Origin of the sequence: Thioclava dalianensis, from assembly GCF_000715505.1 — a bacterium.
Lineage (GTDB): Bacteria > Pseudomonadota > Alphaproteobacteria > Rhodobacterales > Rhodobacteraceae > Thioclava > Thioclava dalianensis.
The window spans coordinates 1-12,053 of record NZ_JHEH01000008.1 but is presented as its reverse complement, the minus strand read 5'-3'; the positions used below and the strand labels follow the sequence as shown (position 1 = coordinate 12,053).

Sequence of the window (12,053 nt, the reverse complement as noted above, 5' to 3'; positions counted from 1 at the left end):
AAACGAACCATAAGAGACTGAAATCAAATGCCTATCACGCTACCCGAGAACCTTCCGGCCTTCGACATTCTGTCGCAGGAAGGCGTGATGGTCATGTCGCCCAGCCGCGCCCAGTCGCAAGAAATCCGGCCCATCCGCATCGCGCTTCTAAATCTGATGCCGAAAAAAATCCAGACCGAGAACCAGTTCGCGCGGCTGATCGGAGCGACGCCGCTTCAGATCGATTTCCAACTGATCCGCATGTCCGATCACGTGACCCGCAACACGGCCGCCGAGCATATGGAGGAGTTCTACCGCCCCTTCAGCGAGGTTCTGGCCTCGGGCGAGAAATTCGACGGGCTGATCATCACCGGCGCGCCGATCGAGCAAATTGACTTTGAAACAGTGGATTACTGGGACGAGCTCACGCAAGTGTTCGACTGGACCCAGAGCCATGTCTTCTCGACCTTCGGTGTGTGCTGGGGCGGAATGGCGATGGCCTATTACTTCCACGGTACGCCCAAACATCTGCTCGACCACAAGGCGTTCGGCTGTTTCCGGCATCGCAACGAGGCACCCGCCTCGCCCTATCTGCGCGGCTTCTCGGATGATCTGCTGATCCCGGTCAGCCGCTGGACAGAGATGAAACGGCCAGAGCTGGAGGCGGCAGGCATGACCACGCTGATCCATTCGGATGAAACCGGCCCCTGTCTGGTCGAAGATCGGGCGCGCCGCGCGCTCTATATCTTCAACCATCTCGAATATGACAGCGGCACGCTTAAGGAAGAATACGACCGTGACGTTGCGTCAGGGAAACCAATCAACGTGCCCGCGAATTACTACCCTGAAGACGACCCGCGCCAAATGCCCCTGAACCGGTGGAAAAGCCACGCCCACCTGCTCTATGGCAACTGGATCAATGAGATTTATCAGGGGACTCCCTATGACATGGCTGAGATTGGCCGCTAGCGTCGTTGTCCTTGCCCTCATCTTGGGCGGTGCGACCTGGGGGCTTGATATCTGGAGGGCGCGCCAAGCCGAAGCCCGCTATCCGCCCGATGGTGTGTTCGTCGATATCGATGGACAGCGTGTCCATGTCGTCACGATGGGCGATCACGGACCGGCGGTGGTGCTGATTCACGGCGCTTCGGGATCGGCGCGCGATCTGACCTTCGATCTCGCCCCGGAACTTGCCAAACGCTACCGCGTCTTCGTGCCGGACAGACCGGGTTTTGGCTATTCCGATCCGCTGCCCGCCGGTCAGGACACGATCTTCAATCAGGCGAAGCTGCTGCAAAAAGCCACGCTCGAAGTGGGCGCGCGCAATCCGATCGTTCTTGGGCATTCCTATGGCGGCGCGGTGGCGATCGCTTGGGCCGTGACGCTGCCCGACACGCTCAAGGGGCTGGTGCCTGTCTCGGCCCCCTCCGAGATGTGGGACAGCGGCCTGCCCCTGCTCTACAAGCTGACCGCCCCGCCGCTTGGCCAAGCCCTTCTGGTGCCGCTGATCTCGGCCTGGACGCCCCCGGCGGTGATCGCCGCTGAAGTGCGCGACGTGTTCAAACCGCAGCAAATGCCCAAGGGCTATATTCGCTGGTTCGGTCCCGGCATGACGCTGCGGGTGACCACGATGCGGGTGAATGCGCGCGAACGGGCCAGCCTGAAAAGCCAGATCGCGCAGATGATCCCGAAATATCCGCAGCTCGATCTGCCGGTGGTCTCTGTCCATGGCACGGCCGATACGATTGTAAGCGAGAAGATCCACGCGATCCCCTTCACCAAGACGGTCCCCGGGGCCACGCTGATCTCGCTCAAGGGGATTGGCCATATGACACCCCATGTCGCGACGAAACAGGTCGTGGAGGCGGTCAACGAGGTCGCCAAGCGCGCAGGGCTGAACTAACGCGCCTGCGGCTTGCACCGCCTTCACGCGCAGCTCATACTGGCGCAAACTTGGGGAGGCCCGGATGGCACAGGACAGGCAAGAGACGCGCGACGACATTCCCTTCGTGGGCGATATCACGCGCTATCTCGAAACCGAGGCCCCGAAGGCGATCCGGGACGCGATCCAGCATTCCGACAAGGATGATATCCTTGCCAAGTCATACCCTTACGACGAGATGTTGAAGCGCAAGAAATACGATCGGCAGATGGAGAAACTGCAGGTCGAGCTGGTCAAGATGTTGTGGGACATGAAAGAGACCGGCAAACGGCTGGTCGTGCTGTTCGAAGGCCGCGATGCGGCTGGCAAGGGCGGCACGATCGGGCGGATGCGCGAGAATCTCAACCCGCGCTCGGCCTATGTCGTGGCGCTGCCCAAACCCTCCGAGACCGAGGCCAGCCAATGGTATTTCCAGCGCTATGTCGACTGGCTGCCCGCTGCCGGAGAGATCGCGATGTTCGACCGCTCGTGGTACAATCGCGGCGTGGTTGAGCATGTGTTTGACTTCTGCACCCCGCAGCAACGCGAGCACTTCTTCACCCAACTCCCTGATTTCGAGAAGATGCTGGTCGATGACGGGATCACGCTGGTGAAGCTGTGGCTCAATGTCGACCGGGCCGAGCAGTTGCGGCGGTTCATCGCACGCGAAACCGATCCTCTCAAACAATGGAAACTGAGCTGGATCGATGTCGAGGGGCTCAAACGCTGGGACGCCTATTCGGCGGCGATCGAGGACACGCTGGAGCGCAGCAACACCGATTTCGCGCCTTGGACGGTGATCCGCTCGGATGACAAGAAACGCGCCCGGATTGCCGCGATCCAGACCGTTCTAAGCGCGGTCGATTACGCAAAGAAAGACCGAGAAGCCATTGGATCTATTGACACATCCATCTGCGGCGGCATCGACATCCTGAATGTCTAAGCAAGGCTATCATCACGGCAATCTGCGCCAGGCGCTGGTCACCTCGACCCTTGCGCTGATCGAAGAGAAAGGGCCCACGGGGTTTACGCTCTCCGAGGCGGCCAAGCGCGCAGGCGTCACCCCGGCGGCAGTCTATCGCCATTTTGCAGGGCGTGAGGATCTGATCGCGGAATGTGCCCGTCAGGGCTACCTGATCTTCGGCGATCTGATGGAACATGCGTGGAATGGCGGCAAGCCCACGGCCTTGGCGGCCTTCTCGGCGACGGGCCGCGCCTATCTTGCCTTTGCGCGGAAATATCCCGGTCACTACATGGCGATGTTCGAAAGCGGCATCTCGTCCAATCGCTCACCCGAACTCTCCAATGTGGCCAGCCGCGCGACCGGCGCGATCGAGCAGGCCACAGCCGCATTGATGGATCACGTCCCCCCCGAGCGCAGACCGCCCGTCGCAATGGTCTCGGCCCATATCTGGGCGCTCAGCCACGGCGTGGTAGAGCTCTACGCGCGCGAGGGAAACCGCGCGCCCTACGCTCCCGAGGATCTGCTGGAAAGCGGCATCGGCGTCTATCTCCGCGGGCTGGGCCTGATCGGGCCGGACCGCCCCTGACCCTTCCGCGACAAGACGCGCCGCGCGCCATGATCCGCGTATGAAAAAGGCGGGCACACAGGCCCGCCTTTCCCGAAATATCCGGAACCGGATCAGAACTTGAACGAGGTGGTCAGGTTCAGGGTCGTCGCGTTGACGTCCGAGTCCGTGCCATCGAAGTTATGGCCGTCACGGTAGTCCAGCTCGCCGCCGACGGTCCACTGGTCGGTGACCGCGTATTTCATGCCGATACCAACCATCGGGGAGGTGTCGCTGTGGTCCTGGCCAGCCAGATCGGCTTTCATGTACGATGCACCAAGGGCCCCGTAGAACAGCGAGCGGTTGTAGGGCACACCACCGATCAGTTTCAGGTCGGTCATGTTTTTCAGCTTGCCATTATCGCCATCGTCGACGTTAGCAGCATTGTAGGCCAGCTCACCGCCGCCCACGAAGCCACCGAAATCTTTCAGATAACCTGCATGGACACCGCCGACTGCGCCGTTGGCATCAAGGTCGCCATTGGTTTTGCCGTAGCCGACTTGAGCACCAGCGTAAGCACCGGTCCAGTCGAATGCGACGGGTGCTGCGACCATCGGTGCCGGGGTCACGACGGGTGCGGCTGCCGGAGCGGTGTAACCGCCGGCGAATGCTGCGCCACCAACCATGGCAAGGATGCTCGAGCTCACAAGAATACGTTTCATTTTTCTCTCTCCTGTATGGGGGTTCATCCCCCGATTGAGACTTCGGATCAGGTCCGTTCGCTGGACCTACGCCCCTCCAATGCATCGTCAATGTGTTTGGTTCCAAGCGTCGGCGGCGATTTGCCGGAACGTGATCCGAGCAGCTTATGCTGCAACTGCGAAAAATCGAACGAGCGTAAAGACTAAGGGGCAATTTACCCTCTCGCTCACGCCCTGCCCGTTCCAGCACTGATCACGTCGAGTTGAACGCACCCCGCATCCGCGCACCGCCGCGCGCCCCAAGACGACGCCTTCGAGCGCGCTCTTCGCGCGCGCAGCGTCCAGCCGCCAGCGCGATTCCAATGCCCCTCTCGACAGGCTCAGCGCGCGCAATCAGGGCACCGTCCTCACCGCGCCCAAGCCCCCCGGCACCGCCGAAAATCCCCTGTGCAAAATTTTCCGCCGTCCCGGTAAAAAATCTTGAGAAACCGGTTGCAAGCCCGCGCACGGAACGATAAATCCCGCTCTCACGACGACCCATGACGCGGAGAGGTGGCAGAGTGGTCGAATGCGGCGGTCTCGAAAACCGTTGTCGGTGAGAGCCGACCCAGGGTTCGAATCCCTGTCTCTCCGCCACTTTCCTTGGATATTCACAGGGAAATTTACTGCCAAACCAATGCCTTAAGAAGGATCCCCCTCTAGGCAATTGGCATTTACGTAGTGTTTTGCACCACAAAATGATACACGTTTTGCACCACAGCGAACGGTGCGCCCCATGACAATCTCGAAACGCGGCAAGACTTGGCACCTCAGAAGGCGCGTGCCTACGGCCTATGCTTCGGTCGAAGCGCGTCGGGAAATTGTATTGTAATTGAAGACCGATTCCGAGGCCATCGCACGGCAGAAGGCTGCAACCGTTTGGCAAAGTAAGATCGAAGCCTGGGAGGCGAAACTCGCTGGCGACAGCGCCGATGCGGAGAAACGCTTCGAAGCAGCCAAACGGCTCGCCAGCGCACGCGGCTTCCGCTTCCTGGAGGCACCTCAAGTTGCAGACCTTCCCTTGGCCGAAATTGTCGACCGCGTGGAAGCCGCCCCGGAGACTGCAGGACAATTCGACCAGGAAGAAGCGCGCGCCGTGCTTGGCGGAGCCGCCGCACCTGCCATTACGGTGACGCGCGCTCTGGATCTCTTCTGGGAGCTGGAGCGTGACCGTGTTCTTGGCAAGAGCCGCGACCAGAAGCGGCGCTGGGAAAATCCGCGACGAAAAGCCGTCGCGAACTTCATCGCCGTAATCGGCGACAAGCCGATGCAGGAGATCACCCGCGACGACATGCTGGAATTTCGCGATTGGTGGATGGCGCGCCTTGAAACTGAAGGGCTGACCGCGAACAGCGCCAACAAGGATCTCACCCACCTCGGCGACATTCTCAAAAGCGTGAATGCGAAGAAAAAGCTTAAGTTGGATCTTCCGCTTTCCGATCTGAAATTCAAGCAGGGCAAAGCGGGAGAGCGCCCTCCATTCTCAGATAGCTGGATCCGGGAAAGACTTCTGGCCGAGGGCGCCTTAAACGGTCTCAACGATGAAGCGCGAGCAATTTTTCTGGGCATGGTAAACACTGGGATGCGCCCGAGTGAACTCGCCGCCCTTCACCCGGAAGAGATCGTGCTGTCGGCTGACATCCCGCATCTGAACCTGCAACCGCTCGGCCGTGCGCTGAAATCGAACAATGCCCAGCGGATCATCCCGCTGCTCGGCGTCTCGCTTGAGGCCATGAAGGAGTTTCCTGACGGGTTTCCGCGCTATCGTGGCGGCTCGGCTTCGCTTAGCGCGACCGTCAACAAGTTCCTGCGTGAAAACGATCTTTTGGAGACCCCCAGGCACACACTTTATTCGCTTCTGCACAATTTCGAGGATCGGATGCTCGAAGCCGGGATCGACGAGCGGATCCGGCGCGACATCATGGGCCATGCACTTGGGCGACAGCGCTATGGCGAGGGCGGTCGGTTGCTGACGATCGCACGACTACTGTCCCCGATCGCCTTCTGAGCAACGATCGCCCTCGCCCTCTCCAGCGGGTCCCCGGATTGACGCGCGCGTTCGAGAGCGACTTCCCGATCCAGCCTGGCAAAGATCGGCGCGTAGACAGGATCCTCTGCAACCATCAACGCGACCTTGTCGCGCGCCGCGACCAGCCGCGCAAGCCAGCGCGCGGCATCGCTCTGCGAGCGACGGATCGGACTGGGTATGTGTCGCGAGGTGGGCACTAGGGAACAGTTCTCGGTGCCGCGCGAGCGCGAGCTCGGCGGAGGATGGGTTTTGCGGCCCGATTGGGTTCGCGGCTGATGATGCCAAGTATAGGGAGCGTGACGCCGCAACTCACGGCAAACCGCGCCGTAATCCACAGAAAACTTAGGCCGGATGCGCTCTAACCGACTATAATTGCGCAATTTTGTCCGGTTCCGAACGAGAGCGACTAACATCCTGCGATAAGTCAGGCTTTTTTGAAGCCGGCGGCCTGATGGTTCACGCCACCCAACGGGATGTTCCGAAAGCTCGATCGTTACCAACAAAGCTGTGAACAAATCATTCGCTGGATCGTTTGCAGGCGCGAATTTGGTCCGCCCCTCAGGTCTGGCCATTCAGTACGAAGGCTCGCGCGCAGACGCCCGATGAGTTCACGGCCCGTCGGGGAGAATATCGTCGTTCTTCTCGGACACGACGATCTCTGCCGGCTCGAGCGCGTCTTCGATCTGTTCGTCCCCACCGCGCTGAGATACCCCGAGGCGGGCAAGCAGCGCTTTGATCCTCTCGTCCAGCTCATTCAACTCGAGCGTTTCAGGCGCTCGTGAACCAACGCCATCAGATCGATGATTTCCTGCTCTCGCGCATCGCGTTTCTGCGCGTCCTTTTGAAACGATTCGATCGCGTCGCCCATCACACTCGCGGCTTTCGCGATCTGCTGCGAGATCGCGCCGAGATCCTCGATCATCTGGTCCAGTCGCTCGACCACCCCACGGTCTTTTTCGATGGCCAAGAGGGCTTGGAGAGACGGGATCAACTCCACCACCCGCTTGTTGGACTCGATCAGATCCAGGATGTCCTTGCTCAGATTCCGGGTTGTGGTTTTTTGCGTATCGGGCATTCAGGGCCTCCAGTTTTTTGCGGGGTTCGGCAAAGATGTTCTTGGGCAGTGCGGTGACGAGACGCGCGACGAGCCCGCGCATCAGCTGCTGCGTCACGAGACGATGGAGCAGACCGACAATCGGCCTCAGCCCATGCGTCTTTCGGCGAAAAACCGTAGGTCGAGGCCTTGGCATCGCCTCGAGAAACTCGGAGAGTTCATAGAATTTCTCGGGCGCCTCGAAGCCGTGGCGAGCTGGCATTTCTCGGGCAACAGACAGCCAAAGCTCTTCCAGTTTGTCAGGCGCCTTCGCCAGCTGGATTTTCCGCTCTCGTCCGTTGCTGTTAAAGCGCTGGAAAAGTTGGTCGAACTGATCTGTCATCAGGGGGCCACGAATCGTGACGCTGCGTTGAGTTTCACCATTCCGGAACCGGAAAGTCGTGCCGTTAGCGGTGGCGGTCTCAAAAGTCAAATCATGTTGTTCTGCCAAGGGGCGCAAGCCCTCGAGCAAAACATCTCGCTTTGGAATGCCGGGCTTTGCGAGCAAAATACCCGCACGGACCTCCGCAGCCTGCACGAACGCCGCCAGAGGCTCGAAACGGGACAACTGATTGTTCCTCCGTGCCTCTGCGATCTCCTTAAGAACTGCGTCCGGCAATTTGATCAGACGCATCCGTTCAAGAGCGCCCGGGTCATCGAACCCGTAGTTCATGTTGATCGTATCGACGAAGGCCCGCCAAAGTTCGGTCGCGCGCCTGCCAGGTGGGCTTGGATTAAAAGCGCGAACCGATCCATCAGGCCGGATCACGCATCGCGGAATTGCGAAGTTCAGCTCCAGCCTGCTCGTGTGAGTGTGGGTCGAGACAAGAATAGCGGGCCTCTTCTCAATCGGCACACCTGGAAAAGCGACCGCGAGCGCGAGATCGAGGATTCGATGCACCTTCTCGCGCGCTTCAGAGTCGCCGGCATTGAAGTCGCGGATCGAGATATCCGCCTCGGTGAAGGTGAGTGTGAAGGCGCTTAACCGGTGCCGCTGCTCAAGGTTCTCGATCGTTCGAATGATACGCGCCGGGCGTCCCAACAGAACTTCCGGCGCGGGGTATCTGCGCACCGAAATGTATTTCCCGTTTACCAGTTTAGGAACCTTTTCGGCAACGAAGTAGTCCACGATCTTCTCGTAGTCGGCCATCTTCTGGTTCTTGAAACGCGTCCAGCCGAGGATCATTTTTCACCCTCTCCGAACAGTGCGCCATGCATCCGGTCGAGCTTGGCTTCGATTGTCGCAATCATGCGCAGATGACTCGGAGAAACCGTTCCCTGCCAGACCACTTCCATCGCCATCACCCCGCAAGCTTTTCTCAATCAGATCGAAGGAGGAAAGGACCTGCACCGCGGCATCTTCCTTCCTGGTCGATCCATCTGACAGATCCAGACGAAAGGCGCAGCGGCGGACAAACTCGGAAGTTGACACGCCCACCTTGCCAGCCGCCGATTTGATCACCTGCCACTCAGCGTCGGTTGCCTGAATTTCTCGCCGTTTTCTCCGGTTGGCTTTCGTCTTCCTTGCCATTCTGATCCGCTCCTCTCCGCGCGTTTGCGGGACTTTGGGTAGACTTGATGGGAGGAGTATGGAAACCGGACCTGAAAAAACGCGCAGCCAAAAATCGGCAGCCTGGAAAATATTTATGCTACGCCCCGAAAATGCACGTCCCGAGGGCGCTACCCGCGAACCTTCGTCGAAGGCCGCGCCAATGGCGGCTGGATAGCCCCCTTACAGCATGTCATGCACTTTTCTGCAGCTTGGCTTTGCCGTCGCAGTCTGGGAAGCGGACACAACTCAGAAATGCTCCATAGCGACCGCGCCGTTCTACAAGCCATCCTGCGTCGCAACTCGGACAAGCCGGCTGGCTTTGCCCGCAATCTCCGCAAACCAGTTCTCCATGGGTCCGAGAACGGACTGGGAGGCCAACACCGCAAGCCGGACACGCGGGCATTCTACTGCCGCACAGCTTAACATGCTCGCAGCGATACCAGTCGCGCCCGTCCTTTCCAGCCATGTGAAGCAGACGCCCGCCGCAACCCGGACAGGTTTGGGTGTGTTTCTGGGCCCCCGGGGGCACGACCACGCCGAACTCGGGCTCTTTCATCAGTTCCTCGACGAAGACCGAGGGGCGCGCTTCGGACGCCAGGATGGTCACTGTCCGCCGGGCCCGGGTTACGGCGACATACATGACGCGCCGCTCTTCGGCATTCGGATAGGGCTCGGCTTCGGGCGATACGAGGCTAAGCAAAGGGTCGTCCACGATCATTGACGGGAAGCCCATCTTGGCGTTGTCGGCACCGAGGATGATCACGTGATCCGCCTCCAGACCCTTCGAGGCATGAATGGTCTTGAAGGTGATCATCGCCCTTGGGTTCTGGCGCTGAAGCCGCCCGACATCGGGCCTCAGGAACCGATATCGACCGAGGATCAGAATGGACGGTTTCCCGCCCCCCTTCCCTTCTGTGGCGGCAAGAGCGGCCACGGCGTCGTTCAAGACCGTCTCCCCAGTGTCACGGCGCGTCCAGGCGATCCTGATTGACGGCTCGTCCGCCTCGCCTGCGGGGATCACCGTCTTGGTGATCTGTGCTGGGTTGCGCAGAACGAAGCGCCGGGCGGCCAAAGCGATCCTGTCCACAGATCGAAAAGTCCGACCGAGATCGACGGTCCGATGGACACCGGCGACCCCTGCATAGGTGCCTCCAAATTCCGCGCCGAAGTTGCGCATAATATGAATGTCCGAGCCGGCGAAGCGATAGATCGACTGCCAATCGTCGCCGACGGCAAACACCTTGGCATCTGAGTGTTGGCGTTTGAGGGCTTGGATCAGCTTCGCCCGTCCAGTCGAGATGTCCTGGAATTCGTCGACGAGAACGTGCCGGAACGGGCTCTGGTAGTGTCCTTTTTCGACAAGAGCCGTGGCGCGGTTCACCATGTCCTCGAAGTCGATCCGATCACCCAGACGGGATTGATACTCACGAAAGACAGCGCCGAAGATCTTCAGGAATGCTTCGGCACGTTTGCCCATCTTCAGAGTTTGCGCCTTGTCTGAACAGTCCTCAACCCGGTAGCCGCCGTTCTTGAAGTGACGCAGGAACGTGCCCATCAACGAGGTGAAGCTGTCCACCATCCCGACCTCGGCCACGCGATCATATATCTCGATGTCCGGGATCGGACGGAGCGTGACGTGCGGCTCGAGCTTTTCGGCGAGCCCATCGAGCAGCCGGCCTTCTTCACGCTCCCAGCTATATGTTTCGACCAGCACCGTCTCGTGCTCGGCATGGACTTGCCGTTTCCAGTTCATGCCCTCGAGGTAGTCTTCGCGATCGATGTAAGGCGCCGTGGTCAGCTCCTCCTTGCCGTCCCTGCCCTGTTTCTTGCGCACACCGAAATGTTCGATGTAGATGCCGCTCTCTGTCAGCCGGAAATCGGGCGTGTAGACGCGGCGCCCGGTCTTCTGGAGCTTGTGCTCGTAGCTGGGCTCGTATTCGTAGGCAATGCCGTTCCGGAACAGCCAGTTGGCGATCAGAAGTTCTTCGAAACTGTTCACCGTCTCGCCTTGCAGCGTCCGCAGGTTGCGGCTTTCGATCTGCGCATACCATTCGTGCTTCGTCTTGAAATCCCATTCTGTCGGGAAGTCGTCGAAGAAACCGGCGAACCAACCAATCACGGTCTGCGCGACATCACTGGCGCTCGCCACGACGTGCCTCAGGATCTCCTTCATCAGGGATGAGAACGCCTTGTCGTCTGTCGCGGTCGGCGCCAAGGATGGCTTTTCACCTTCCACCTCACCGATGATCTCGTAGGCCAATGCGTGGAAAGTGCGGGCCGCCACGGGGACGCCACACCGCGCCTCGATCCGCTCCGACATCTCGGTCGCTGCGTCTTTCGCAAAGGCCAGCAGCAGGAGCTCGCTCGGCTTCCGTATCTCCGCCTTCACCAGGTATGCGGCCTTGGCGGTGATCACGCTTGTCTTGCCGGAGCCCGCCCCGGCCAGAACCAGCGTCGCATCTTCGTCGACGACCACCGACAGGCGCTGCTCCGGCGTCAGTGGCATAGTCTCGACCGTGTCGAAGAAATCCTTCCAGCGGAGGAGCTGATCCTCCACAAACATCTCGATAGATGCGTCACGGACGGCATTCGGATCGGATGCGAACGCAACGATCGGGGCAATTCGGGACATGACTTCGTCGCCGACGGCCTCCGCATTCAGCTTAGAAAGCACCCGGCGGTTCAGATCGGCAGCATCGCGCTCCAGCGGCGCGACTTGGCATGCTGCGGGATAAGCGTCCGGCACCTTGAGTGCATCGAGCGCGTGGAGGATGCGCAGAACCACGGTCTCCTCCTTTTGCAACTCCGCCCGGTTGAAATCCGTCCAGGCGGTGGTAGCGGCATCTGCAAAGTTTCTTGCTGCAGACGCGTCCACGGCCGGCAAGGTCAGATTCCGGCCGCCCCCGAGATCGAGCGACAGAGACGAAGAGAGGAGGCCCTTCCGCATTGAAGGGCGCGTCGCGATTGCGTCAAACCCTATCCATGGCGAACCCGCCCCACGCGCGGCAATGCCCCTGTCTTGCAGGGTCAGGGACCGTGGATGTCGGCCGAGAGGGTCAACCAAGAACCCCAGGAAAGATTTTGAGACGAGATTCATGTGCGCCGAAGTGTCAGTCATTTCCGAGGTGTAGCAAACATTGGAAAGCGGGTAACCTCAAGCGACGTATTACCGGCGCGAAGGGCGGATCTCGACGGTCCGACAGGGCGTTGTTGCAGAAGTCGTCTTCGAGA

The 12,053-nt window shown here is 60.0% G+C and carries 9 protein-coding genes and 1 tRNA gene; 6 read left to right on the top strand and 4 right to left on the bottom strand.

The features are described from left to right. Window positions 1–27: 27 nt before the first annotated feature. From DL1_RS08520 to DL1_RS08505, 4 genes are all read left to right on the top strand, one after another. Window positions 28–948, top strand: a complete 921-nt coding sequence (locus tag DL1_RS08520; protein WP_038064917.1) for a homoserine O-succinyltransferase — start codon at window positions 28–30, stop codon at window positions 946–948. Continuing rightward, window positions 923–1,882, top strand: a complete 960-nt coding sequence (locus tag DL1_RS08515) for an alpha/beta fold hydrolase (RefSeq protein ID WP_038064916.1) — start codon at window positions 923–925, stop codon at window positions 1,880–1,882. The genes DL1_RS08520 and DL1_RS08515 overlap by 26 nt, the downstream gene beginning before the upstream one ends. Before the next feature lie 64 nt (window positions 1,883–1,946). Then, a complete protein-coding gene (gene ppk2 / locus DL1_RS08510; RefSeq protein WP_038064913.1) occupies window positions 1,947–2,843 on the top strand; it encodes a polyphosphate kinase 2 in 897 nt (298 codons plus the stop codon). Further along, window positions 2,836–3,450 carry a TetR/AcrR family transcriptional regulator gene (locus DL1_RS08505; RefSeq protein WP_038064911.1) on the top strand — a complete coding sequence of 205 codons (615 nt, stop codon included), beginning with the start codon at window positions 2,836–2,838 and terminating at the stop codon, window positions 3,448–3,450. Before ppk2 ends, DL1_RS08505 begins: the two co-directional genes overlap by 8 nt. 92 nt (window positions 3,451–3,542) lie before the next feature. On the opposite strand, the gene DL1_RS08500 is transcribed toward DL1_RS08505, so the two are convergent. Further along, entirely contained in the window at window positions 3,543–4,130 is a 588-nt protein-coding gene (locus DL1_RS08500; RefSeq protein WP_038064909.1) for a porin family protein, read from the bottom strand. A gap of 525 nt (window positions 4,131–4,655) precedes the next feature. Here DL1_RS08500 and DL1_RS08490 point away from each other — a divergent pair. Continuing rightward, window positions 4,656–4,745 (top strand) — tRNA-Ser (locus tag DL1_RS08490). Window positions 4,746–4,980: 235 nt separating this feature from the next. Next, window positions 4,981–6,156: a site-specific integrase gene (locus tag DL1_RS08485; protein ID WP_342727150.1), complete on the top strand. Its 1,176-nt coding sequence runs from the start codon at window positions 4,981–4,983 to the stop codon at window positions 6,154–6,156. 629 nt (window positions 6,157–6,785) lie between these two features. Here the strand turns inward: DL1_RS08485 and DL1_RS21555 are convergent. The 3 genes from DL1_RS21555 to DL1_RS08470 all read right to left on the bottom strand — a co-directional run bounded on the left by DL1_RS21555 (window position 6,786) and on the right by DL1_RS08470 (window position 11,769). Beyond that, a complete protein-coding gene (locus DL1_RS21555; RefSeq protein WP_143081722.1) occupies window positions 6,786–8,456 on the bottom strand; it encodes an mTERF domain-containing protein in 1,671 nt (556 codons plus the stop codon). Window positions 8,457–8,459: 3 nt separating this feature from the next. Then, on the bottom strand, window positions 8,460–8,801 hold the full coding sequence (locus DL1_RS21810; protein WP_162178739.1) for a plasmid mobilization protein: 342 nt from the start codon (window positions 8,799–8,801) through the stop codon (window positions 8,460–8,462). A 211-nt stretch (window positions 8,802–9,012) separates the two neighbouring features. Then, a complete protein-coding gene (locus DL1_RS08470; protein WP_038064899.1) occupies window positions 9,013–11,769 on the bottom strand; it encodes a UvrD-helicase domain-containing protein in 2,757 nt (918 codons plus the stop codon). Between the last annotated feature and the right edge of the window lie 284 nt (window positions 11,770–12,053).